The organism is Streptomyces xanthophaeus (genome assembly GCF_030440515.1).
Taxonomy (GTDB): domain Bacteria; phylum Actinomycetota; class Actinomycetes; order Streptomycetales; family Streptomycetaceae; genus Streptomyces; species Streptomyces kutzneri.
In genome coordinates this window covers 5342897-5367972 of the sequence record NZ_CP076543.1, presented here as the reverse complement: position 1 = coordinate 5367972, position 25076 = coordinate 5342897, and the positions used below count along the sequence as shown (strand labels likewise).

The window sequence follows — 25076 nt, the reverse complement described above, 5'->3', positions numbered from 1 at the left end:
ACGGCGCAGCGGTAGCCCACACCGGCGCACCCCATCGGCAGTCGAACGCCCGTACTTTAGCCCCAGCTTGTCCGGATTTGTCGACGAGCGTGTAACAGGGGTTAGCAGGGCCATGGCCTGAGGGAATCACCGCGTCATGAACCACAACGCACCCCTCCCCCTCGCCCACCTCACCGGCAGCCGCCCCCGCGTGCTGACCCTCGCCCAGCTGCGCGAGCACGGCGTCACCGCCTCCGACGCGGCCGAGCGGCCCTGGCAGCAGATCCTGCCCGGGGTGTTCCTGCTCCACCCGGGTCCCGCGACCAGCGAGGAGCGGCTGCACGCGGCGCTGCTGTACGCGGGGCGGCGCGGCGGTGAGGCCATGATCACCGGGCTGGCCGCGCTCGCCCTGTACCGGTTCAGCTCCGCGCCCCCGCTGCTCGCCCTCTCGCACATCGACGTCCTCGTGCCCGGCACCCGGCGGCTGCGCTCCGCCGGGGACGTGCGGATCGTACGGACGCACACCCCGCCGAGGTCCCAGGAGGTGACCGGACTGCCGGTGGCGCCCGTCGCGCGGGCCGTCGCCGACGCCGTCACCCAACTCTCCGACGCCGGCACCGTACGCCGCCTGCTGAGCGAGGCCGTCCGCGGCGGCCACTGCGAACCGGCCGCCGTCGTACGGGAGCTGACGGTGGCCCGGCTGCTGAACCGGCCGCACGTGGTCGACGCGGTCGAGTCGCTGCTCGCGGAGGGGCGGGCCATCGCCGAGGACCGGCTGTACCACGTCGTACGCGGCTACGAGCTCCCCGACCCGGTGTGGAACGTCGACCTGCGGCTGCCCGGCGGCCCGCACCTCGGCGGGGTCGACGCCTACTGGCCCGAGCAGGCCGTCGCCGTGGAGATCGACACCCGCGCCCCGCGCCAGGGCGAGGACGAGCAGTGGTCCGAGTCCGTGCGCAAGCGCGAGACGCTGGAGCGGCTCGGGGTGACCGTCATCCACATCACCCCGCGCAAGCTCCGCGACTGGCCCGAGCAGCAGGCGGCGGTCATCCGGACCGCCCTGACGGCCTCCGACGACCGGGAACCCGCCGCCTACCTGGTGGTACTGCCCAGGTGAGGCGAGTACTCCGGGGTGCTCCACAACAGCCGCCCCGGATGCACGCTCTCCACCACCGACTCCACCCGGAAACGGGTGCGGCGACTTCCGTCGGCCCCGAACTCCGTCCGGGCCCGGCCGCTGAGCTGAAGGACCGCCCCGCTCTCCCAGTCCGGGAAGAGCAGCCCGGCCCGCGGATCGGCCGTCAGGTTCCCCAGGGTGAGGAACATCGCGTTGCCCGCGTAGTCCGGCCAGGCCAGTTCGACCGGCGAGACCACCTCCACGAAGCCCGGCAGCCCGCCCCGGTGACTGGCGTCGGCCCCGTCCGCCTCCGCCGTGGTGGCGACGAAGAAGGTGTCGGCGCCGCGCACGGTCCGCTGCTGGCCGGGGGTCAGCGCCTCCCCGCGCCGCACCACGCCCGCCCCCTGCCGGGCGAGCTCCAGCGGCTGCCGCTTCTGCAGGTACTTCGGGCAGTTGGCGAAGACCTGCTCGGCCTCGACGGCGAAGCCTCCCCGTGTCACCTCCAGGGTCCCGTTCAGCCGCATCCGGCGCCGGGTGCGCGGGTCGAGCGCGATGGTCCCGACCCGGGTCCCTGCCGTGGCCAGCGCCTCGGCGAGCGGGTCTCCGGCCGGTGGACCGCCGGCGACCGCGATCCGGTCCGGCCCGGTGGCCCGTACGAAACCGGGCGCGCCGGTGAGCAGGGTGGCCCACATCCGCCCCGCGCCGTCGGCGGCGCCGACGACCAGGTGCGGCTGGAGCCCGAGGAAGGCCGCGGCGACGTCCCGGATGCCCGTGCCGATCGAGCGGCCGACGTGTTCGGCGAGGTCACGTACGCCGACCCGCTCCTGCACGGCCAGCGCGCCCCAGTGGTATGCCCCGGACATGAGAAGCACCTCCGTCGCAAGAAGCCGCGGCTAGAAGAAGCCGCAGGTGGGGGCGGATTCGGTGGGGGCGGGTGCGCCTTCCGCGCCGGTCGGGACCGAGATCTCCAGGCGGGTCCCGTCGGGGTCGTGGAAGAAGATGCCGCCCGAGGCCGCGCCCTCCCTGTGGGCGACGACGCCCTCGTAGGCGAACTCGACGCCCAGGTCGCGCAGCCGCGCCTCGTACTCCCGCACCTCTTCGACGGCGCCGGCGGAGAACGCCAGGTGGTGCAGACCCGCCGCAGTGGGCGCGTACGCGTCCTCCGCCTGCTGCCAGAGCGTCAGGACGAGCTCACCGTCCTGGCCGAGGAAGGCGAAGCGGCGGCCCTCCTCCTTGCCCTCGCCCAGCACCTCGAAGTCGAGCGCGCCCCGATAGAAGGCGAGCGAGCGCTCCAGATCGGTGACGTTCAGGCCCACGTGCCCGGTGCGGAGCTTGCTGATGGCAGTCGTCATGACGGGTTCCTTCCCCGGAGGACTTCACGGCGCTCTTCTACATTTCTAACCTTCTAAACTGAGATTAAAGGTTAGACACACCCCTGTCAACCGGTCACGTACCCTTCAGGGGTTAGCAAGGCCCGAGGAGGCGAAATGACGGCGGTGGACCCACGACCCCTGACCGGGGAGCCGGTCGCGCTCGACCTGCTGAACACGCGGTGGATGCGGGAGGGCGAGCTCACCGACCTGTTCGCCGGCGCCTTCGGGCTCGCCCGGGTCGAGGGGCTGCGGATCTGGCTGGAGTCCACCGGGCTGGCCGGCCGCTTCCGCGCCAACGCCTCGACCCTCGTCCACCTGCTGACCGCCCGTGAGGCGCTGGCCCGCGCGGTGGCGGACCCGGCCGACGAGAGCGCCCGCGCCCTGATCGACGCCGTACTGGAACACGGCCGCATCCGCGCCACCCTGACGGCCGAAGGGCCGGGCGAGCGCGCCGAGTTCGACGATCCGACCTGGGGGCCCGCCTGGACGGCCGCCCGGAACTACCTGGAACTGCTGAGCACCGCGCCCGACCGGATCCGCAAGTGCGCCTCCGAGACCTGCGTCCTGCACTTCCACGACACCTCGCGCAACGGCACGCGGCGCTGGTGCTCGATGGCCGCCTGCGGAAACCGGGCGAAAGCCTCCCGTCATTACGCGCGCACGCGCGAGCGCTGAGCGCGCGGAATCTGTCACACCCGCACCGGGGCGCGATCGCGCCCCGGTGCCGGCGTAGGGCCGCCAAGTCGATAAATCGACCGGTCAGCCCCTACGGTTCGCACCGCTGTGCCCCGGTAAGGCCGCGCTGGCGCATTCTTCGCACTGGCGAGAGTCCGCCATGACAGGTCTCGGTCAATGACAACTCTCCCCAAAGAGCTGTCGCTTAGGCCAAGCTGACCGGTCATCCGGCACCGAAATCCGGACCGTATCTTTCACTTACCAGGGATGCTGATGACCCTCGAATCCCCCAGCTCCATACCCGGGGCCAGACGCGTCGCGCGCGTCGCGGCCGCGGCCGGCCTGGTCGCCGCGCTCGCGGCCACCGGCGCCGGGCCCGTGTTCGCGGCGACCGGCGCGGACACCCCGGGCACCTCGCCCGCGGTCAAGTCCGCCGACCAGAAGCTCGGTTCGGCCGACGCCGAACTCCTGCAGCAGGCCAAGGCCAAGGGTGACGCGAACGTCACCGTCATGGTCGCGACCGCCCCCGGCCAGACCAAGCAGGTGGCGGACCAGCTCGGCTCGGTCCAGGGCGCCTCGGTGGGCCAGACGTACGACAACCTCGGTTACGTGCGCGCCACCCTGCCCACCGGCAAGGCCGAGGCCGCGCTGAAGGCGGCCACCAAGCTGGACTCGGTGCACGGCATCGACCTGCGGCACGAGATCCAGCTGCCGGACCCGCGCCCCGACGCCGACCGCGAGACCGGCACGGTGAAGAAGACCGCCGCCGAGACCTACGCGGCGCCGGACAAGAACACCCCCGCGAAGAACCCGTACAACCCGTCCTTCGAGACCGGTGCGGTCGACTTCGTGAAGGACAACCCGCAGGCCGACGGCCGCGGCGTGACCATCGGCATCATGGACTCGGGCATCGACCTCGGTCACCCGGCCCTGCAGAAGACCACCACCGGCGAGCGCAAGATCGTCGACTGGGTGACGGCCACCGACCCGATCACCGACAACGACGCCACCTGGCGCCCGCAGATCACCCCGGTCACCTCCACCGGCGGCAGCTTCACCGCGGGCGGCCAGAGCTGGAAGGCCCCGGAGGGCAGCTTCCAGTGGAGCCGCTTCACCGAGTCGATCACCGCCACCGGTGACATGAAGGGCGACGTCAACCGCGACGGTGACACCACCGACCGGTTCGGCCTGCTCTACGACGCCGCCGCCGGCACCGTCCGCGTCGACACCGACCAGGACGGCGACTTCACGAACAACGAGCCGATGAAGCCGTACAAGGACGGCTACCAGATCGGCTACTTCGGCACGGACAACCCGGCGACCGACGTCGCCGAGCGCATCCCGTTCGTGATCGAGATCCGCAAGGGCGTCCCGATGGACCCGCTCGGCGGCGACTGGGTCGGCAAGAAGGCCGACTTCGTCAACGTCGGCATCATCGAGTCCGAGCACGGCACGCACGTCGCCGGCATCACCTCCGCCAACGGCCTCTTCGGCGGCGCGATGAACGGCGAGGCGCCCGGCGCGAAGCTCGTCTCCTCGCGCGCCTGCTCCTGGTCCGGCGGCTGCACCAACGTCGCGCTGACCGAGGGCATGATCGACCTGGTCGTCAACCGCGGCGTGGACATCGTCAACATGTCCATCGGCGGCCTGCCGGCGCTGAACGACGGCAACAACGCGCGCTCCGAGCTCTACAAGAACCTCATCGACACCTACGGCGTCCAGCTGGTCATCTCGGCCGGCAACTCGGGCCCGGGCGTCAACACCATCGGCGACCCCGCCCTCGCGGACAAGGTCATCTCCGTGGGCGCGTCGGTCTCCAAGGAGACCTGGGCCGCCAACTACGGCTCCGGTGTGAGCGCGAAGTACAACATGTTCCCCTTCTCCTCGCGCGGTCCGCGTGAGGACGGCGGCTTCACGCCGACCATCAGCGCCCCCGGCGCGGCCATCAACACCATCCAGACCTGGCTGCCCGGCGCCCCGGTGAAGGAGGCCGGCTACACCCTGCCGGCCGGTTACGGCATGCTCCAGGGCACCTCGATGGCCTCGCCGCAGGCGGCGGGCGCGAGCGCCCTGCTGATCTCGGCCGCCAAGCAGCACAACATCAAGCTGACGCCGTCCTCCCTGCGGGTCGCGCTCACCACCGCCGCCAAGAAGATCGACAACGTCCCCGCGCACGCGCAGGGTTCGGGTCTGATCGACATCCCCGGCGCGTGGGAGTCCATCCAGCGCGACGCGAAGGCCAACGAGTTCACCGTCAAGGCGCCGGTCGACACCGCGATCGACCAGTTCCTGAAGACCCCGGGCTTCGGCACCGGCCTGTACGACCGCGAGGGCGGCCTCAAGGTCGGCCAGAAGAAGGTCTACAACGTCGTCGTCACCCGCACCACGGGCGTCAAGTACGGCACCCGGCACAACCTGAGCTGGCGCAACAACGACGGCACCTTCAAGGTCATCGGCGGCTACGACTACGTCACCCTGCCGCTGAACAAGCCCGTCACCATCAAGGTCGAGGCCAACGCCAAGACGGCCGGCGTCCACAGCGGCATCCTGCAGCTGGACGACGAGACCACCGAGGGCATCGACAAGCAGATCCTGACGACCGTCGTGGCCGCCGCCCCCCTGGCCGCGCCGTCGTTCGCCCTGTCCGACAGCTCCTCGGTGCAGCGCAACAGCCACAAGTCGTACTTCGTGACGGTCCCGGCGGGTGCCAAGAGCCTGGAGGTCGCCCTCGGCGGTCTCGCGGCGGGCAGCCAGACGCGCTTCATCGCGATCCACCCGCACGGCGTGCCGGTCGACCCGACGGCCACGACCAACTGCTACCCGAACTACGACAACCCGGCCAACACCTGCCGCCCCGACGTCCGCTCGTACCCCGAGCCGACGCCGGGTGTCTGGGAGATCGAGGTCGAGGCCCGTCGTACGTCGCCGGTGCTCGACAACCCGTTCAAGCTGGACGTCTCCGTGCTCGGCGCGGCCTTCGACCCCGCGGTCAAGGTCCTGCCCGAGGTGAAGCAGGGCACCCCCGCCCCGGTCCAGTGGAGCGTCAAGAACTCCGGCGCGGCCATCTCCGGCGGCAAGCTCGCCGGCGGTCCGCTCGGTTCCGCGAAGGTCGCCAAGCCGACCATCACTCCCGGTGAGACCCACTCCACCGAGATCGCGGTCCCCGCGGGCACCTCGCGCCTCGACGTCGCGATCGGCAAGGTGTCCGACACCGCCGCCGACCTCGACCTGGAGGTCTACAAGGACGGCGTCAAGGTCGGCTCGGCCGCCGACGGCGACTCCGAGGAGGCCGTGAGCCTGGTGAACCCGGCCGCGGGCACCTACACCGTCAAGGTGATCGGCTACGCGATCCCGTCCGGTTCCACCACGTACGACTACCGTGACGTGTTCTTCTCGGCCGCCCTGGGCTCCGTCCAGGTCGACGAGGCCGCCGCGGTGAACCTCGCCACCGGCGCCACCGCGCAGGTCTCGGCGAACGTCCTGGTCACCAGCCCGGCCCCCGAGGGCCGGCAGTTCTTCGGCCAGGTCCAGCTGCTCAACGCCCGCGGCACCGCCGCCGGCACCGGCAGCGTGCAGATCGAGAAGGTCCTCCCGTAGGACCTTGTACCGAGGAAACCCGAGGGGGCGGCGCTCTGACGAGCACCGCCCCCTCGGGCCGTTCCCCCGGGTCGTTCCTCCGCGCCTACTGCTTGCCGAGCGAACGCAGCGACTCGGCGTAGGTGCCGACGGCGTGCGCGATCACGTCCAGGTTGGTGTCGAAGACCCCCAGGTCCAGGTTCTTCAGGTCGTCCCCCGCCCCGTGGTAGTTCGGGTCGTACGGGGCCCCGGCCGTGCCGCCGTAGCGCGCCGCCTGCTCGGCGGTCTTGATGCCCTCGGCGCCGGTGAAGGTGCCGCCCGCCGGGATGCCGTTCGCGATGAACGGGCCGTAGTCGGAGCGGCCGTCGAAGTCACTGCCCTCGTGCGGCTTGCGCTTCTTGTCGAGGAAGCCGTTGATCAGCGCCTCGATCTCGGCCGAGCCCGCCGGTCCCGCGCCCGCGCCCGTCCTGTCCGAGTCGTCGCCGTCGTAGACGAACTGCACCGGGTTCGGCGAGGCGATCATGTCGAAGTTCAGGTAGAGCGCGATGTCCTTCTTCTGCTTCTCGGACAGCTGCGCGACGTAGTGCTCCGAGCCCAGCAGGCCCAGCTCCTCCGCCGACCACCAGCCGAAGCGCACCTTGTTGGCGGGTCCCTTGCCCTTCTTGTTGGCGCCCTCGTCCGCGAGCTTCAGGGCCACCTCCAGCAGGCCGGCCGAACCGGAGCCGTTGTCGTTGATGCCCGGGCCCTCGGGTACGGAGTCCAGGTGGGCGCCCAGGGTCACCACGCGGTCGGAGCGGCCGCCGCGGGTCTCGGCGATCACATTGCGGGTGGTCTTCTTCACGTGCTCCTGGTCCAGCTCCAGGCGCACGCTCACCTCGCCCTTCGCGGCGGCCGCGGTCAGCGCCTCACCGTCGGCCAGCGTGATGCCGGCGCTCGGGATGATCCCCTCGGCGGGCGAGGAGAACCCGCCGCGCACCGGGGTGGTGCCGCTGTGGTTGTAGACGATCACGCCGAGCGCGCCGGCCGCGGCGGCGGCCCGCTGCTTCTCCACGAAGGTGCACGCACCCCGCTTGACCAGCGCGATCTTCCCGGCGAAGGCACCGGCCGGATAGTCGTCGGCCGTGCAGCCGGGGGTCTCGTCGACCCGGGCCAGGGCGAGCGGGGCGGCCAGGCCGCCGGCCGGGGTGGACTTGGTGAAGGTGAAGGCGGCGGTGGCCAGCTCGCGGGAGTCCTGGCCGAGGACGGTGGTCCTCTCCGTCCTGGTGTGCGCCTCGTAGATGTCGAAGTCCTGGTACGAGACCTGGTACCCGGCCTTCTTCAGCGTGTCGTACACGTAGGCGGCTGAGGCCGCGTGGCCCGGCGTACCGGCGGCGCGGTTGCCGCCGTTGGCGTCGGCGATCTGCTGGAACTTCTTCAGGTGGCGGTAGGCGCCCTTGGCGGTGACCTCCTCCACCAGCTCCTTGGCCAGCCTGCCCTCGCGCGGGTGGGCGGCCGCCGGCGTGGCGGTCAGCAGGACGGGTGCGGCGACGGCGGCTGCAGCGAGGGCGGCGAGCGCCGGTATGGACCGGCGGCGGTGGCGGATGGCGCGCACGGTGGATCTCCCCGATTCGGTGGTTCGTTCTGCGGTCGGTCATGTCCGGATAGCGGGCACGACAGACCGGACGTTAACCGGCTCCGACCAGGCAAAACGGGTGTTCAGGGGCCCCGCAACACGCCCGCCACGAACTCGCCACAGGGGTTCACATTCAGGACACCGTCCGTACCTCGGACAATGGATTGGACAAGGCTCGTGGGGTCGAACGCATGATGGCTCCACGCGCGCCCGCGTCGTACGTACCAAAAGGAGTCACCGTGAGGGTCGGAATCGTCGGAGCCACCGGACAGGTCGGCGGAGTCATGCGCAGCATCCTCGCCGAGCGGAAGTTCCCGGTGGACGAGCTGCGGCTGTTCGCCTCGGCCCGTTCCGCGGGCTCCACCCTCGAATGGGAGGGCCGGGAGATCACCATCGAGGACGCCTCCACGGCCGACTACGCGGGCCTGGACATCGTGCTCTTCTCCGCGGGCGGCGCGACCTCCCGCGCGCTGGCCGAGAAGGTCGCCTCCCAGGGCGCCGTCGTGATCGACAACTCCTCCGCCTGGCGCAGCCACCCGGAGGTCCCCCTCGTGGTCTCCGAGGTCAACCCGCACGCGATCAAGAACCGCCCCAAGGGCATCATCGCGAACCCGAACTGCACCACCATGGCCGCGATGCCGGTGCTGCGCCCGCTGCACGACGAGGCCGGCCTGACCGCGCTGGTCGCCACCACCTACCAGGCCGTCTCCGGCTCGGGCCTGGCCGGTGTGGCCGAGCTCAAGGGCCAGGCCTGCGCGGTCTCCGAGAACGCCGACCAGCTGACCTTCGACGGTGGCGCGGTGGACTTCCCCGAGCTCGCCGTCTACAAGCGCCCGATCGCCTACAACGTGGTCCCGCTCGCGGGCAACCTGGTCGACGACGGCTCCTTCGAGACCGACGAGGAGCAGAAGCTCCGCAACGAGTCCCGCAAGATCCTGGAGATCCCGGAGCTCAAGGTCTCCGGCACCTGCGTGCGCGTGCCGGTCTTCTCCGGCCACTCCCTGCAGGTCAACGCCCGCTTCGCGAACCCGATCAGCGTCGAGCGCGCCTACGAGCTGCTGAAGGACGCCCCGGGCGTCGAGCTCTCCGAGATCCCGACCCCCCTGCAGGCGGCGGGCAAGGACGCCTCGTACGTGGGCCGCATCCGCTCCGACGAGACGGTGGAGAACGGCCTCGCGCTGTTCCTCTCCAACGACAACCTGCGCAAGGGCGCGGCCCTGAACGCGGTGCAGATCGCCGAGCTCGTGGCCGAGGAGCTGCGCGGCTGATCCGGCTCACCCGACGCGAGGGCGGCACCGTCACGGTGCCGCCCTCGCGCGCGTTTTTTCGCCCATGGATTAGTCCCGAGGCGGCGGCGCTGTCCGGATGGCAGGATGGCCGGGCAACGTCACCATCGAAGGAGATGAACGCGTGCCAGGCACGAATCTCACCCGTGAAGAGGCTCAGCAGCGGGCCAAGCTGCTGACCGTCGACTCCTACGAGATCGAACTCGATCTCAGCGGCGCGCAGGAGGGTGGCACCTACCCGTCCGTGACCACCGTGCGCTTCCAGTCGGCCGAGGCCGGGGGCGAGACTTTCATCGACCTGGTCGCTCCGGCCGTGCACGAGGTCGTCCTCAACGGCAAGTCCCTGGACGTCGCGGCGGTCTTCCACGACTCCCGGATCGCCCTGAGCCACCTGGCGGCCGGGGCCAACGAGCTCCGTGTCGTCGCGGACTGCGCGTACACGAACACCGGTGAGGGCCTCCACCGCTTCGTCGACCCGGTCGACCAGCAGGCTTATCTCTACACCCAGTTCGAGGTACCGGACGCGCGGCGGGTCTTCGCCAGCTTCGAGCAGCCCGACCTGAAGGCCACGTTCCAGTTCACCGTGACGGCCCCCGAGGGCTGGACGGTCATCTCGAACTCCCCGACCCCCGAGGCCGCGGACGTCAAGGACAACGTCTGGCGCTTCGAGCCGACCCCGCGCATCTCCTCGTACATCACCGCGCTGATCGTCGGCCCGTACCACTCGGTGCACAGCTCCTACGAGGGCCCGGACGGCCAGTCCGTACCGCTCGGCATCTACTGCCGCCCCTCGCTCGCCGAGTTCCTCGACGCGGACGCGATCTTCGACGTCACCCGGCAGGGCTTCGACTGGTTCCAGGAGAAGTTCGCCTACGACTACCCCTTCGCCAAGTACGACCAGCTCTTCGTCCCGGAGTTCAACGCGGGCGCCATGGAGAACGCGGGCGCGGTCACCATTCGCGACCAGTACGTCTTCCGCTCCAAGGTGACGGACGCGTCGTACGAGGTGCGCGCCGAGACCATCCTCCACGAGCTCGCGCACATGTGGTTCGGCGACCTGGTCACCATGGAGTGGTGGAACGACCTGTGGCTGAACGAGTCCTTCGCGACGTACACGTCGATCGCCTGCCAGGCGTACGCCGAGGGTTCGAAGTGGCCGCACGCGTGGACCACCTTCGCCAACTCCATGAAGACCTGGGCGTACCGGCAGGACCAGCTGCCGTCCACGCACCCGATCATGGCCGACATCCGTGACCTCGACGACGTCATGGTCAACTTCGACGGCATCACGTACGCCAAGGGCGCCTCGGTGCTCAAGCAGCTCGTCGCCTACGTCGGCACGGACGCCTTCTTCAAGGGCGTGCAGGCGTACTTCAAGGCGCACGCGTTCGGCAACACGCGCCTGTCGGACCTGCTGGGCGCCCTGGAGGAGACCTCGGGCCGCGACCTGGCCGCCTGGTCGAAGGCGTGGCTGGAGACGGCCGGCATCAACATCCTGCGCCCGGAGGTCACCACCGACGCGAACGGTGTGATCACGGCCTTCGGCATCCGCCAGGAGGCGCCCGCGCTGCCCGCCGGCGCCAAGGGCGATTCCACCCTGCGCCCGCACCGCATCGCGGTCGGCCTGTACGAGCTCCAGGACGGCGCGCTCGTGCGCACCGACCGGATCGAGCTGGACATCGACGGCGCGCTGACCACGGTGCCGGAGCTGGTCGGCCGCACCCGTCCGGCGGTCTTCCTGCTGAACGACGACGACCTGTCCTACGCGAAGGTCCGCCTGGACGAGCAGTCCCTGGCCACCGTCACCGCGCACATCGGCGACTTCACCGAGTCCCTGCCGCGCGCCCTGTGCTGGGCCTCCGCCTGGGACATGACGCGTGACGGCGAGCTCGCCACCCGCGACTACCTCGCGCTGGTCCTCTCCGGCATCGGCAAGGAGTCCGACATCGGCGTGGTGCAGTCGCTGCACCGCCAGGTGAAGCTGGCCATCGACCTGTACGCCGACCCGGCGTGGCGTGAGCAGGGCCTGGCGGCCTGGACCGAGGCCACCCTGGAGCACCTGCGCGGCGCCGAGCCGGCGGGCGACCACCAGCTGGCGTGGGCGCGGGCCTTCGCGGCCAGCGCCCGCACCGAGGGCCAGCTGACCTACCTGTCGGCGCTGCTGGACGGCGCGGCGGAGATCGAGGGCCTGGCCGTCGACACCGAGCTGCGCTGGACGTTCCTGGAGCGGCTCGCCGCGACGGGTGTCGCCGGGGAGCCGGCCATCGCCGCGGAGCTGGAGCGGGACGCCACGGCGGCCGGCGAGCGCCACGCGGCGACCGCCCGGGCGGCGCGCCCGACCGCGGAGGCCAAGGCCGAGGCGTGGGCCTCGGTGGTGGAGTCCGGAGACCTGCCGAACGCGGTGCAGGAGGCGGTGATCGGCGGCTTCGTCCAGACCGACCAGCGCGAGCTGCTGGCCCCGTACACCGAGAAGTTCTTCTCGGCGGTCAAGGAGGTCTGGGAGACCCGTAGCCACGAGATCGCCCAGCAGATCGCGGTGGGCCTCTACCCGACGCTGCAGGTCTCGCAGGAGACGCTGGACGCGACGGACGCGTGGCTGGCCTCGGCCGAGCCGAGCGCGGCGCTGCGCCGCCTGATCTCGGAGTCCCGTGCGGGCGTCGAGCGCGCCCTGAAGGCCCAGGCCGCCGACGCGGCTGCCGCTCGGGTCTGACGGCTCTCGCCGTAGCCGGGGCTCCGCCCCGGACCCCGCGCCTCAATCGCCGGCGGGGCTGGTTTTCCAGCCCGTCCGGCGTTTGAGGACCGGGTCCGGGCGGAGCCCGGGAAACCCCTACCGCCGGGCCGAAGCCACCTCGCGGAGGGCCGCCAGGACGTGGGACAGCGCGGGCGCGGACTCGGCGCCCCGGCGGACCGCCGCGATCACGTGGCGGGTCGGGCGGTCGTGGGCCAGGACCCGGATCGTCCCGCCCGAGGCGCGGCTCGACACCATCCGGGGCACCAGCGCCACCCCCATCCCCGCCTCCACCATCGCCAGGATCGCGGTCCAGCCGGACGCCGAGTGTGCCTGTTCCGGGACGAAGCCCGCCGCCTCGCACGCGGACCGGGCGATCTCCGACCAGGGGCCGCTGCCCCCGTAGATCCACGGGTCGCCGGACAGGTCCGCCAGCCGCAGGCCGGGCGCGGCCGCCAGCGGGTGGCCCGGCGGGAGCGCCACGTCCAGCGGGTCCTCCAGGAGCGCCACCCGGGTGAACCGGGGATCGCGCGCGGTCGGTGCGTGGGCCGTGAGGGACAGCGCCAGGTCCACGCCCCCGGCCGACAGGAGCTCGTAGGCCTCCGCGGCCTCCGTCTCCCGGACCCGGACCTCCACCCCGGGGTGGGTCCGCCGCAGCGCGGCCACCGCCGGGACCACGAGCGCCGGTACGGCGGTGGAGAAGGCGCCCACCCGTACCTCGCCCGTGTCCCCGGCGAGGTATCCGGCCAGTTCCGCGTCGGCCCGCTCCAGCTGCGCGAAGACCGCTTCCGTGTGCCGCAGGACGAGGTGGGCCGCGTCCGTGAGCCGCACCCGGCGGCCCTCGGCCTCCAGCAGCACCACGCCCAGCTGCCGGGCGAGGTTGGTCAGTTGCTGCGAGACGGCCGAGGGCGTCATGTGGAGCGCCTCGGCCGCCCTGGTCACGGTCCCCTGTTCGGCGAGGGTCCGCAGGATCCGCAGCTTCTTGATGTCCCACTCGGTCATGGGCCCGAACCTACCGCCGGGCACTCCCCAGCCCGACTCCGCCGAGGATGAGCGCCATGCAGAGCAGCTGCGCCGGTCCGGTGTGCTCGCCCAGCAGCAGGAAGCCGAGCCCGGCCACGCACACCGGCTGGAGGTAGTAGACGACTCCGGCGCGGGCCGCCCCGATCATCGAGACGGCCTTGTTCCAGGCGAAGAAGGCTACGGCCGAGGAGAACACCCCGACGTACAGCAGCGGTCCGACCGTCCCGGTGGTGACCTCGAAGCCGCCCTGGACGGAGACGGAGACGGCGTAGGCGGGTGCCAGCATCAGCGCGCCGAGCGCGAAGGTGGTGATCAGGAAGGCCGGTCCGCCGAGTTCGGCGGGCCTGCGCCGCAGCAGGGCGCTGTACGTGGCGAAGGAAAGGGCGGCGGCGAACATCCACAGGTCTCCGGCGCCGAAGTCGAAGCCGATCGAGCCGTCCCCGACGAGCAGCAGCACCCCGAAGGCGGCGAGCAGGATGCCGAAGGTCCGCCGCTTGCCGAGCCGTTCGCCGCCGAGGCGGGCGTAGAGCGCCATGATGACGGGCGAGGCGGCCATGATCATGCCCATGTTGGAGGCGGAGGTGGTCAGTCCGGCCTGGTGCACGAGCGTGTTGTAGAGAGTGACGCCGAAGAGCGAGGCGAGGGCGATGAAGCCGAGGTGCCGCCGGATCAGGGCCCGCTGCTGCCAGGCCTGGCGGGCGGCGAAGGGGGCGACGGCGAGCAGGGCGATGATCCAGCGCCAGAAGACCGCCTGGACGGGTGGGACGGTCTCGGCCATGCCCCGGGTGGCGACGAAGCTGCCGGACCAGACGACCGTCGCGAGCAGGGCGAGGAGCACGCCGAACCCGGCGGCACCCTTCTTCCCCGTGCTGCCGGGCTTGGCTTGCGAGACGGTACGGACGCGGTCCATGACGGCCACTGTGGGTCTGCTCCTCGGGGTGGGCTGGTGGTGCGTGGGGACTACCGTCGCACCGCCTCATCCGTCAGGTCCATCGAAATGTTCTGATCGTTCTTTTCAGCAGAACTGAACGATTGAGGCTTACGGGCGGCCGCCAGCTGGCCGGCGACGGTGGCCCCGAAGGCGATCGCCATCCCGACGAGCTGGACGGGCGACAGCGCCTGCCCGAGGGCGGCCCAGCCGATGACGGCGGCGGTGAGCGGGGAGAGCGGGCCGAGCAGGGTGACCGAGGTGGCGCTGAGCGCTCCGATGCCGCGGAACCAGAGCCAGTACGCGATCCCGGTGTTGATCAGCATCATGTAGCCGTAGCCGAGGAAGGCCTTGCCGTCGAGCGCGGGCGGGGCACCCTCGACGAGTGCGGCGACGGGGATGATGAACAGTCCGCCGGCGGTGAGCTGCCAGCCGGTCATCGCCAGCGGGCCCACGCCCTCGGGGCGGCCCCAGCGCTTGGTCATCACGGTGCCGGCGCCCATGGACGCGGAGGAGATCACACCGGCGACGACGCCGACCGCGTCGAGCCGGGCTTCGGCGGTCAGGACGACCATGCTCACGCCGAAGGCCCCGACGACGGCGGCGAGGACGGTGCGCAGGCTCGCCCGCTCCCCGAGGACCAGCGCGGCCAGTCCTACGACGAACAGCGGGCCGGCGGCGCCCAGTACGGCCGCGACCCCGCCGGGGAGCCGGTAGGCGGAGAGGAACAGCAGCGGGAAGAAGGCGCCGATGTTGAGGATGCCGAGGACGGCGGACTTCCACCACCACTGCCCCTTGGGCAGGGTGCGGGCCAGCGCGGTCAGCAGCAGTCCGGCGGGCAGGGCCCGCATGACCCCGGTGAACAGCGGCCGGTCGGGCGGCAGCAGCTCGGTGGCCACGGCGTAGGTGGAGCCCCAGGAGATGGGGGCGAGTGCGGTCAGGGCGACGGTGGCCAAACGCTTCATGGCAGGTGACTCCTGGATCGGACGGAGGAAGCGGGCGGGAGGACCGGCGGGGCTCAGTCGGCGGCGGGCACGGGCACCGGCGCGGCGGCGGAGGCGGAGGCCTTCGGAACCACCGGGGGCTCGGCGTGCACGGCCTCGGCCGGCAGGTGCCGCTCCAGCCGGAGCAGCGCCAGGGCGGCGCCAAGGGCGGCGACGGCCAGGACGGCCCAGGGCAGGCGGCCGTCGACGGCGAGCAGGGCGGTGAAGAGGGAGGGGGCGAGCGCACCGGCCAGCGAGTAGGACAGCTGGTAGGTGGCCAGGTAGCGGCCACGGACGGCCTCGGGGGCGGCGGAGACCGACAGGGCGCCGCCGGAGGGGCTGTGGACGAGCTCGCCGAGGGTGTAGACGACGACGATGACCAGCAGGGCGACCAGGGTGGCGCTCCGACCGGGCTTCAGGGTGCCGAGCACGATCTGCCCGGTGAAGGCGGCGGCGAAGAGCAGGGCTCCGAGGGCGGCCGAGCGGGTGCGGCGGGCGCCGGAGCGGCGGACCCGGCCCGCGATCAGTACGCCGATCCCCGCGCACAGCACGGTGTTGACGGTGAAGGCGGCTCCGGTGAGGGAGTCGGGGGCCGTCAGCCAGGTCGAGAGGTAGAGGGGGAAGAGGACGGACAGGGCGGAGTAGCCCAGCGCGGTGAGGAAGTTGGCGGCGGTGAGCCCGAGGAAGGGACGGTCGCGCAGGACCGTCCGGTACCCGGCGTCCGGCGGCCCGGCGGTGGCGGCGGCCTCCCCGGCCTGGACCGCCCGAACCGCCCGGACCGCCCGGACCCGGCTGACGAGCAGTCCGGCGAGGGCGAAGGCCAGCGAGTTGCCCCAGGCGGTGTAGGTGAATCCGCCGGTGCCCCACAGAGCCAGCACTCCGGAGACGAGCAGGGCTCCCGCGCCCATCCCGGCGTTCTGCAGAGCCCGGGTGGAGGCCTGGAGCCGGTCGCGGGCGGCGCCCCGCGCCACCTCGCCGATCAGGGACTGCTGGACGACTGAGAACGAGCGGTCGGCGAGCGCGGTGACGAGGGAGACGGCCGCGAAGGCGGGCAGGGAGCTCGCGAAGGGGTAGAGGGCGAAGCCGAGCGCCCGTATCCCGTAGAGCACCAGGTTGACCCGCTTGGCGCCGAACCGGTCGACGGCCGTGCCGGCCAGCGGCATGAACGCCAGCCCGGCCAGCCCGGTGACGGTCATGACCAGGCCGACGACGGTGAGGGAGAGGCCGGTGACGTGGTGGAAGAAGACCAGCGAGAACGGGATGTACATACCGATCCCGACCGAGCTGATGCCGATTCCGAGGAGCAGCGACCGCTCCCCCGCGACCTTCGCTTCCCCTGACGCGGCTGTCTTCCTCATGAACACGGTCATGACCTCTCCCCCGGACTCGGTTGCTGGTAAGTAGCTTATCGCTAAGCTACTTACCGTCAAGCAACTTTCTTGCGAACGATCTCGGGAAGGCCGGATACTGCGCACATGAGTGACGACAAGGACGCAGTGGACGCGATCACGGCCCAGTGGTTCGCCGTGCGCCCCGACCTGGAAACGGCCCCCATGGCCGTCTTCGGACGCATCTACCGGATCGCCAAGGGCATGGGCGACGCGATGGAGCAGTGCTACGCGCGCTTCGGCATCTCGCGCGGCGAGTTCGACGTCGTGGCCACGCTGCGCCGGTCGGGCGCCCCGTACACGCTCTCGCCCCGGCAGCTCTCGGCCACCCTCATGCTCACCACGGGCGGCATGACAGGGCGTCTGGACAAGCTGGAGAAGGCCGGGCTGCTCTGCCGCAAGCCCGATCCGCACGACCGGCGGGGGCTCCAGGTGACGATCACCGACCGCGGCCTCGCGCTCATCGACGAGGCCGTCAGCGCCGGGCTGGAAGTACAGCGCGCCGCGCTCACCGGGCTGACCGACGACGAGATCGCCGTACTCACCGGCCTGCTCCGCCGGCTCCTGGCCGCCGTCTGAGGGCTCCGGGAGCTCCGAGGGCCCAAGGGCACGACAAGGCGCCGGGGGTCGTCGCACGGCCGAATCGAATCGGCGGTGCGGACCCCCGGCGCCCGGGAAAGTCTGCTGGTCCCGGCCCCGTGGGGCCGGGCCGGATCAGGCCTGCTTCGGCTTGCGGTCCGACTTGTCGAGGACCATCACGAGACCGATGATCGCCAGGAAAATAGCGATGGGCAGGGCCACGTACAGGCCGACCGTCTCGCCGACGCTCAGGCCCGGACCCGGGTCGTCACCGTCGTCGCGGGTGAGCGCGAGGGCGGGAGACGTCATCAGCAGCATCATCAGCGCGGTTCCGGCCGTGACGGCGCCGGCGCGCAGAGCGTTCTTCTTGTCCACGGTGCAAACGTAGCGAACACCTAAACGGGGCGCGCGCCCGGGGGTGCCGTACGAGGCCGTACGCCCTCCCCCACCGCGCTCAGCAGGGCGTTCGCCCGCGGCGAGGACACCAGCTCCTCCAGGGTCAGCGGCCGCCCCGCGGCATCGGCGACCGGCAGCCGCCAATTGGGGTACTGGTCCCAGGTGCCCGGCAGGTTCTGCGGCCGCCGGTCCCCCACCGCGTCCGGCAGCCATACGCCGACCAGCCGCGCGGGCGTGCGCAGCAGGAAGGCGTACAGGGCCCGTACGGCGGCCTCCTCGCCCTTGGTGTCCATCCCCAGCCCGTCCAGCAGCTCCAGCCACTCGGCGGTGTCGGCGGCGTCCTGGGCGCGCTCCAGCTCGGCCGGACGGGTCAGCAGGCCGAGCCGGTCGCGCAGTTCCACATGGCCCCCGGCGAGTTTGGCGGCCGTGGGCGGCAGGTCGTGCGTGGTGACGGTGGCCAGGCAGTCGGCCCGCCAGGCCTGCGGGGCCAGCGGGTCCCCGGCGCCGTCCCAGTCCCGCTCGAACCAGAGCACCGAGGTGCCGAGCACCCCGCGCCGGGCCAGTTCCTGACGGACCCGCGGCTCCACCGTCCCGAGGTCCTCGCCGATGACCGGCGCACCCGCCCGGTGGGCCTCCAGGACCAGGATCGCCAGCATGGCCTCGCCGTCGTAGCTGACGTACGCGCCCTCCGCGGGCGGGGTCCCCTCCGGGATCCACCAGAGCCGGAACAGACCCATCACGTGGTCGATCCGCAGGGCGCCCGCGTAGCGGAACACCCCGCGCAGCAGGGACCGGAAGGGGGCGTAGCGGGTGGCGGCCAGCACGTCCGGGCGCCACGGCGGCAGCCCCCAGTCCTGGCCGCGCGCGTTGAAGGCGTCCGGCGGGGCCCCGACCGAGATGTGCGGGGCGTAGCAGGGTGACCCGAAGACGTCGGAACCCTGCGGGTGCACCCCGACGGCGAGGTCGTGGACGATGCCGACCGTCATGCCGGCCTCGCGGGCGGCCCGCTGCGCGGCGGCGAGCTGGCCGTCCGTCAGCCAGACCAGCCAGCGGTGGAAGTCGGCCCGCTCCTTCGGGTCCTCCGCTCCCGCGTGCCCGGCGCACCAGGTGGCGTGCACGTCCAGCGGGACGCCCTGTTCGGCGCAGAACGCCCGGTAGGCGGCTTCGCGCTCGGGGGTGCGGGGGACGGCGTAGAGCAGTTCCAGGGCGGACCGCTTGAGTTCCCAGACGGCGTCCCGGTCGATGAGCGCGCCCTTCTCCAGGACCTGGCGGCGCAGTTCCCCGCCGCGGGCGGCGAGGTCGTCGAGGGCCTGGCGGTCGGGGCAGTCGGCGTATTCCGGGACGTCCTCGATCCGCAGGTGGACCGGGTCCGGGAAGCGCCGCGAGGACGGCCGGTACGGGGAGGGGTCGGTCGGGGACCCGGGCACGGCCGCGTGCAGCGGATTGACCTGGATGAACCCGGCGCCATGGGTACGGCCCGCCCAGCGGGCGAGTTCCGCCAGGTCGCCGAGGTCGCCCATGCCCCAGGAGCGCTCGGAGAGCAGGGAGTAGAGCTGGACGAGCAGCCCGTGGGCCCGCTCGGGCGCGGCCGGGGCCCGCTCCGGGGCCACGACCAGGGTGGCCTCGGCGCTGCGTCCGTCGGGTGCCTCGGCGATGAGCCGGTGGATGCCCAGCGGCAGTGCGGGACCCCACGCGTGCACCTCCCCCGTCTCCTCCGCCACCACCCGCACCCGGGTGCCCGGGGGCAGCCCGGCGGGCTCCGGAGCCACCCGTTCCCCCTGCCAGAGCACCACCGTGGGCGGCAGCAGCCGCCCGGCCGCCTCCCGTGCGGCGGACTCGGCGGACACCCGGATGCTCGCCGCGTCGTCGGTGACCACCCCCAGCAGTGCGAGGACCGCCTTGACGGTGGCCTCCGGTACCGGGACGGTGACGTCCGCGGCGGGCCGGTAGTCGGTGGCGACTCCGTACTGGGCAGCGAGCCGGGCCAGGTCGTCCATCTGCGGGCGCTCCTTCGTGCGGGTGGGCATCAGGGCATGAGGATGAGTCAGATGATGGGGGCACAAGGGTGGTTCACAAGGGTGGGACGCCGCCGGGGAACACCGCGTCCATACCCACTCGGAGGCACCGCATTCCTGCCGCATCCGGGGCAGATCACCCACCCGCATTGACACTCCAGCCGCACGGATGGTGGGCTCAGGCTCATTCGTACGAGTGGGGGACGTTTCGGGACGAGGAGGCTCCGTGCAGCTCAGGGGTAGGAGGCGGAACACCGCCGCCGCCGTGGCAGTGATCGGCACGCTGCTGGGCGGTGCCGTGTCCTCCGCGCCACCCGGGACCTTCGCGGCGCCCACCACACCCGACAGACCGGCGCCCGGAGCGGGCCCCGGGGCGACCGCCGTGTCCAACGCTCCCGGCCCGATGCTCGACCCGGGGGCCGACACCCCCCGGGCGGCCTCCGAGGGGCCCGCCGTGTGGCCCCGGCCGCAGTCGATGGCCGCCGATCCGGCGCGCGAGCTGCCGCTGGGCACCGAGGCCGTACTGGTCGCTGCGGCCGACGCCGATCCGTATGCCGTCCGGGTGGTGCGGGACGCCCTGCGCGCGGCGGGCGTGAAGACCGTCCACGAGCCGGCCCCCGGCGCCCCGCTGCCCGCACGGGGCACCGTCGTACGGCTCCAGGACGCGGACGCGGAGCAGGTGCTGCGGGCGCTGGGCGCGGCCGCGCCGTCGGACCTGCCGGCCGGGGGCTACCGGCTGGCCGCGGGCCGCCACGGCGGCCGGGACACGATCGCGCTGGCCGGCATAGGCACGGAAGGACTCTTCCACGCGGCGCAGACACTGCGCCAACTCCTCGCCGCGGGCGGCGGGAAGATGCCCGGGGTGCTGGTGCGGGACTGGCCGGCCGCACCGGTGCGCGGGATCACCGAGGGCTTCTACGGGCAGCCGTGGACCCAGGAACAGCGCCTTGCACAGCTGGACTTCATGGGGCGCACCAAGCAGAACCGGCTGCTCGTCGCACCCGGCGACGACCCGTACCGCACGACGGGCTGGCGCCAGGACTACCCGCAGGAGCAGCAGGCGGAATTCCGCGCGCTGGCCGAACGGGCCCGTGCCAACCAGGTCGTCCTGGCCTGGGCGGTGACCCCCGGGCAGTCGATGTGCCTGTCCTCGGAGGCGGACCGGGCGGCGCTCGCGCGCAAGCTGGACGCGATGTGGGACCTCGGATTCCGCGCCTTCCAGGTGCAGTTCCAGGACGTCAGCTACACCGAGTGGGGCTGCAAGGCCGACCGGGAGCGGTACGGGAAGGGCCCGGCGGCGGCCGCGAAGGCGCACGCGGAGGTCGCGGGCGGGCTGGCCGCGCACCTGGCCGCCCGGTACCCGGGAGCGCCCGCACTGTCGCTGCTGCCGACGGAGTACTACCAGGAAGGCGCCACCACCTACCGGACCGCCCTGGCGGGCGCGCTGGACCCGCGGGTGGAGGTGGCCTGGACGGGCGTGGGCGTGGTGCCGCGCACGATCACGGGCAAGGAGCTGGCCGGCGCGCGCGCCGCCCTCGGGCATCCGCTGATCACCATGGACAACTACCCGGTGAACGACTGGGATCCGGGCCGGATCTTCCTCGGTCCGTACGCGGGCCGCGAGCCGGCGGTCGCGGGCGGTTCGGCGGCGCTGCTGGCCAACGCGATGCCGCAGGGCACCCTGTCGCGGATCCCGCTGTTCACGGCGGCGGACTTCGCGTGGAACCCGCGCGGCTACCGGGCCGGCGAGTCCTGGGCGGCGGCCGTACGGGAGCTGACGGGCGCCGACGCGCGCACGCGCCAGGCGGTGGCGGCGCTCGCCGGGAACACCGCGTCGTCCGGGCTCAAGCAGGAGGAGTCGGCGTATCTGAAGCCGCTCGTCGAGCAGTTCTGGAAGGCCCGCGCCGCGGGCGATCCGGCGGCCGGGACCGAGCTGCGCAAGGCGTTCACGGTCCTGCGCGAGGCCAAGGACCGGCTTCCGGCCCTGTCGGGCGAGGCGGGCCCCTGGCTGGACCGCCTGGCGCGCTACGGGGCGGCCGGCGAGCTGGCGGTGGACGTCCTGCAGGCCCAGGCCCGCGGGGACGGAACGGCCGCGTGGCAGGCCTCCCGGGCCCTGACCGAGGTCCGGGCGTCGCTGGCGCAGCCGGGATCGGCCCGGGTGGACAAGGCCGTCCTGGATCCCTTCCTGACGAAGGCGGTGGCCGAGGCCGACGCCTGGACCGGTGCCACCCGCGAGACCGGCACGGTGACGAAGGAGGCCGAGGCCTGGACCGTACGGCTGGACGCCCCGCGCCCGTTGTCGGCGGTGACCGTGATGACCGACCCGCTCCCCGCCGGGGCGCGGGGGGCCGTGGTGGAGGCGCACGTACCGGGCGAGGGCTGGCGCAAGGTCGCCGACGCCGCGGTTTCCGGCTGGACCCAGGTGGAGACGGCGGGGCTGAGCGCGGACGCGGTGCGCCTGTCCTGGGCCGGGGCCCGGTCCGCGCCCAAGGTGCACCGGGTGGTGCCGTGGTTCGGGGACGGCCCGCGGGCCCGCTTCGAACTGACGGACGGGGCCGCGGCCGACGCCGAGATCGGCGGCGCCGTGCAGCGGGTCTCGGCGCAGTTGTCCGCGCTGGGTCCCGGCGAGGTCCGCGGCCCGCTGTCGGCGCGGCCGCCGGCGGGCATCGAGGTCCGCCTTCCCCAGACGGCGGTGGCACCGCGGGGCGGCCAGGTGTCGATCCCGCTGGAGGTCAGCGTCGCCGCGGGCACCCGGCCGGGCACCTACCAGGTGCCGGTGACCTTCGACGGGGAGTCACGCACCCTGACGGTGCGTGCGGTGGCCCGTACCGGCGGTCCCGATCTGCTGCGGAACGCGCGGGCGGCCTCCTCGGCGAACGAGACCCCCGACTTCCCGGCCTCGGCGGCCGTGGACGGCTCCACGGCCACGCGCTGGTCGTCACCGGCGGTGGACGGCGCATGGTGGCGGGCGGAACTGCCCGCGCCGGCGCGGGTGGGCCGCCTCGAACTGCACTGGCAGGACGCGTACCCGTCGGCGTACCGGGTGGAGACCTCCGCGGACGGGGTGACGTGGCGCCCGGCGGCAGCCGTGACGGCCTCCCGGGGCGGCCACGAGTCGCTCCGGATGGACGCCCCGGACACCCGTTTCCTGCGGATCACGTGCGAGACCCGCGCGACGCGGTACGGCTGCTCCCTCTGGTCGGCGGAGGCCTACGCGGTCACCCCGTAGCCCCGCCCCTCCAGCCCCGCCGGCGTTCGACGCACGGGGTCCGGGGCAAGCCCCGCTCCTCCAGCCCCGCCGGCGTTCGACGCGCGGGGTCCGGGGCGGAGCCCCGGGAGGCCGGGCCGCAGGTCACCGGCGGGGGCAGCCCCACACGGAACCGGCGGCCCTGCGGAGCTAACTGGCCGCGACCCCGATCCGGTCCAGCGCGTCCTCGGCCCCGTACGGCTGGAGATACGGCATCCACCGCGGATCCCGGTGCCCCGTGCCGATGATCCGCCACGCCAGTCCGGACGGCGGGGCCGGCTGGTGGCGCAGCCGCCAGCCGAGCTCCAGCAGGTGCCGGTCGGCCTTGACGTGGTTGCACCGGCGGCACGCGGCGACGACGTTGTCCCAGGCGTGCTGGCCGCCCCGGCTGCGCGGAATGACGTGGTCGACGCTGGTGGCGACGGCGCCGCAGTACATGCAGCGACCGCCGTCCCGCGCGAACAGGGCGCGCCGGGTGAGTGGAACGGGCCCCCGGTAGGGGACCCGCACGAAGCGCTTGAGCCGTACCACGCTGGGCGCGGGGACGACCCTTGTCGCGCTGTGCAGATAGGCGCCGGATTCCTCCAGGGAGACTGCTTTGTTCTCCAGGACGAGGACGAGCGCGCGGCGGAGCGGTACGACGCCGAGGGGCTCGTACGACGCGTTGAGGACCAGGACGTGCGGCACGGACTGCCTCCTTGTACGTCGGCGGCGCGTGGCTCGCGCCGGGACGATCTGCTCTCCAGTCTCTCCTTACGGCTGGTCGAAACGCCACCACTCGCCCGTAACGGGTCCGAGGTGTTTTCAACCACAGTCAGTCATCCCCAGGTGAGTCTGGTCTCTCCCTCGAACACGGCACCAAGGTGAAGGGATTGCCCCGTTAGTGTGGACGTTCTGTCCCGCATATCCCCGGATCCGTCCGGGGGTCCCCCCGGTTCCGCGGGCAGACCGCTACACCTGGAGGTTCCCGTCGTGCCCTGGCCCGCCGCCCTGCTGCCGCTGGCAGCCGACGTTCCGGACGCGCCCGCATCGGTCAAGGAGGCGCAGGAGAGCGTCACCGAGGCCGCCAGCTTCATCGAGCAGAACTGGGCCACCTGGCTGAGCATCGGCCTGCGGATCCTGCTGATCGTCGTGATAGCGGCGGTGATCCGCTCGGCGGTCCGCAAGGCGCTGACCAAGCTCATAACGCGGATGAACACCAGTGCCGAGGCCGTGGAGGGCACCGCTCTGGGCGGGCTGCTGGTCAATGCGGAGCGGCGGCGCCAGCGTTCGGAGGCGATCGGCTCGGTGCTCCGGTCGGTGGCCTCGTTCCTGATCCTCGGCACGGCCGCGCTGATGGTCCTGGCCGCGCTGAAGATCGACCTGGCCCCGCTGCTGGCGAGTGCCGGTGTGGCCGGTGTGGCGATCGGTTTCGGCGCCCGGAACCTGGTGACGGACTTCCTGTCCGGCGTCTTCATGATCATGGAGGACCAGTACGGCGTCGGCGACAAGATCGACGCGGGTGTGGCCTCGGGCGAGGTCATAGAGGTCGGACTGCGCGTGACCAAGCTCCGCGGGGACAACGGCGAGATCTGGTACGTGCGCAACGGCGAGATCAAGAGGATCGGCAACCTCAGCCAGGGCTGGGCGACCGCGGGCGTGGACGTCCAGGTCAGGCCCTCCGAGAACCTGTCCCGGATCCGTGAGGTGGTCAAGGAGGTCGCCGACGCCATGGCCAAGGAGTCCCCGTGGGACGAGCGCCTGTGGGGTCCGGTGGAGGTCCTGGGCCTGGACGAGGTGCTGCTCGCCTCGATGACCGTGAAGGTGTCCGCCAAGACCATGCCCGGCCAGCAGTTCGCGGTGGAGCGGGAGCTGCGCTGGCGGATCAAGGAGGCCTTCGACGCCGCGGGCATCCGGATCATCGGCGGTATGCCTGCCCCCGACGAGGACGAGGAGGCCCCGGCGGATCCGTCGGCCTCGGTCGCCGCGCCGTCCGCCCTCGCGAACCCGGCCTCCCCGCAGTCGCTGGCCACCGCCCCGATCCCGCCGCCGGCCGGACCGCGGATCACCAAGTGACCGCATAGCCGGGTAGCCGCGCAGCCGGTTGCCCGCACGTCGCACGAGCCCCGCTCGCCCCACTGCCCCGCAGGTCATCCGTGAAATGACACGTGAAATGACACAGCCTGCGGGGC

The 25076-nt window shown here is 72.4% G+C and carries 18 protein-coding genes; 8 read left to right on the top strand and 10 right to left on the bottom strand.

Annotated features, from left to right (window positions below):
• The first annotated feature begins 136 nt into the window (after positions 1 to 136).
• Positions 137 to 1096: a hypothetical protein gene (locus tag KO717_RS23825; protein ID WP_301371114.1), complete on the top strand. Its 960-nt coding sequence runs from the start codon at positions 137 to 139 to the stop codon at positions 1094 to 1096.
• On the opposite strand, the gene KO717_RS23820 is transcribed toward KO717_RS23825, so the two are convergent.
• Both KO717_RS23820 and KO717_RS23815 read right to left on the bottom strand, forming a co-directional pair.
• Positions 1072 to 1959 (bottom strand): pyridoxamine 5'-phosphate oxidase family protein, encoded by an 888-nt coding sequence (locus KO717_RS23820; RefSeq protein WP_301371112.1) that lies wholly within the window; start codon positions 1957 to 1959, stop codon positions 1072 to 1074. The two genes, KO717_RS23825 and KO717_RS23820, sit on opposite strands and share 25 nt — an antisense overlap.
• Positions 1960 to 1989: 30 nt before the next feature.
• A complete protein-coding gene (locus KO717_RS23815; protein WP_301371110.1) occupies positions 1990 to 2448 on the bottom strand; it encodes a VOC family protein in 459 nt (152 codons plus the stop codon).
• Positions 2449 to 2583: 135 nt separating this feature from the next.
• Between KO717_RS23815 and KO717_RS23810 the strand changes: the two genes are divergently transcribed.
• Entirely contained in the window at positions 2584 to 3144 is a 561-nt protein-coding gene (locus KO717_RS23810) for a CGNR zinc finger domain-containing protein (protein WP_301371108.1), read from the top strand.
• 273 nt (positions 3145 to 3417) lie between these two features.
• Positions 3418 to 6741, top strand: a complete 3324-nt coding sequence (locus tag KO717_RS23805; RefSeq protein WP_301371106.1) for a S8 family serine peptidase — start codon at positions 3418 to 3420, stop codon at positions 6739 to 6741.
• An 85-nt stretch (positions 6742 to 6826) separates the two neighbouring features.
• Here KO717_RS23805 and KO717_RS23800 read toward each other — a convergent pair whose 3' ends face one another.
• Positions 6827 to 8311 (bottom strand): M28 family metallopeptidase, encoded by a 1485-nt coding sequence (locus KO717_RS23800; protein ID WP_301371104.1) that lies wholly within the window; start codon positions 8309 to 8311, stop codon positions 6827 to 6829.
• 260 nt (positions 8312 to 8571) lie between these two features.
• Here KO717_RS23800 and KO717_RS23795 point away from each other — a divergent pair, with 260 nt between their 5' ends.
• Complete coding sequence (locus KO717_RS23795; protein WP_301371102.1) at positions 8572 to 9600, top strand: aspartate-semialdehyde dehydrogenase; 1029 nt, start codon at positions 8572 to 8574, stop codon at positions 9598 to 9600.
• A gap of 142 nt (positions 9601 to 9742) precedes the next feature.
• Positions 9743 to 12328, top strand: a complete 2586-nt coding sequence (pepN, locus tag KO717_RS23790) for an aminopeptidase N (protein WP_301371099.1) — start codon at positions 9743 to 9745, stop codon at positions 12326 to 12328.
• Positions 12329 to 12445: 117 nt separating this feature from the next.
• Here the strand turns inward: pepN and KO717_RS23785 are convergent, their stop codons facing one another.
• The 4 genes from KO717_RS23785 to KO717_RS23770 are packed head-to-tail and all read right to left on the bottom strand — an operon-like array spanning position 12446 to position 16650.
• Positions 12446 to 13348: a LysR family transcriptional regulator gene (locus tag KO717_RS23785; protein WP_189736999.1), complete on the bottom strand. Its 903-nt coding sequence runs from the start codon at positions 13346 to 13348 to the stop codon at positions 12446 to 12448.
• Positions 13349 to 13358: 10 nt separating this feature from the next.
• Positions 13359 to 14279, bottom strand: coding sequence for a DMT family transporter (locus KO717_RS23780; protein ID WP_301371095.1), 921 nt, complete (start codon positions 14277 to 14279; stop codon positions 13359 to 13361).
• Between the two features lie 50 nt (positions 14280 to 14329).
• Entirely contained in the window at positions 14330 to 15262 is a 933-nt protein-coding gene (locus tag KO717_RS23775) for an EamA family transporter (RefSeq protein ID WP_301371094.1), read from the bottom strand.
• Between the two features lie 53 nt (positions 15263 to 15315).
• Positions 15316 to 16650: an MFS transporter gene (locus KO717_RS23770; protein ID WP_301371092.1), complete on the bottom strand. Its 1335-nt coding sequence runs from the start codon at positions 16648 to 16650 to the stop codon at positions 15316 to 15318.
• A gap of 105 nt (positions 16651 to 16755) precedes the next feature.
• On the opposite strand from KO717_RS23770, the gene KO717_RS23765 reads away from it, so the two are divergent.
• Positions 16756 to 17247 carry a MarR family winged helix-turn-helix transcriptional regulator gene (locus tag KO717_RS23765; RefSeq protein WP_301371090.1) on the top strand — a complete coding sequence of 164 codons (492 nt, stop codon included), beginning with the start codon at positions 16756 to 16758 and terminating at the stop codon, positions 17245 to 17247.
• A 135-nt stretch (positions 17248 to 17382) separates the two neighbouring features.
• On the opposite strand, the gene KO717_RS23760 is transcribed toward KO717_RS23765, so the two are convergent.
• Both KO717_RS23760 and KO717_RS23755 read right to left on the bottom strand, forming a co-directional pair.
• Positions 17383 to 17622, bottom strand: coding sequence for a hypothetical protein (locus tag KO717_RS23760; RefSeq protein ID WP_301371088.1), 240 nt, complete (start codon positions 17620 to 17622; stop codon positions 17383 to 17385).
• A gap of 20 nt (positions 17623 to 17642) precedes the next feature.
• Positions 17643 to 19670 (bottom strand): 4-alpha-glucanotransferase, encoded by a 2028-nt coding sequence (locus tag KO717_RS23755; RefSeq protein WP_301371086.1) that lies wholly within the window; start codon positions 19668 to 19670, stop codon positions 17643 to 17645.
• A 214-nt stretch (positions 19671 to 19884) separates the two neighbouring features.
• On the opposite strand from KO717_RS23755, the gene KO717_RS23750 reads away from it, so the two are divergent.
• Positions 19885 to 22887: a beta-N-acetylglucosaminidase domain-containing protein gene (locus tag KO717_RS23750; protein ID WP_301371084.1), complete on the top strand. Its 3003-nt coding sequence runs from the start codon at positions 19885 to 19887 to the stop codon at positions 22885 to 22887.
• 168 nt (positions 22888 to 23055) lie between these two features.
• Here KO717_RS23750 and KO717_RS23745 read toward each other — a convergent pair whose 3' ends face one another.
• On the bottom strand, positions 23056 to 23592 hold the full coding sequence (locus KO717_RS23745) for an HNH endonuclease (protein ID WP_301371082.1): 537 nt from the start codon (positions 23590 to 23592) through the stop codon (positions 23056 to 23058).
• Positions 23593 to 23877: 285 nt separating this feature from the next.
• Between KO717_RS23745 and KO717_RS23740 the strand changes: the two genes are divergently transcribed.
• Positions 23878 to 24960, top strand: coding sequence for a mechanosensitive ion channel family protein (locus KO717_RS23740; RefSeq protein ID WP_437184566.1), 1083 nt, complete (start codon positions 23878 to 23880; stop codon positions 24958 to 24960).
• The last annotated feature ends 116 nt before the right edge of the window (positions 24961 to 25076 follow it).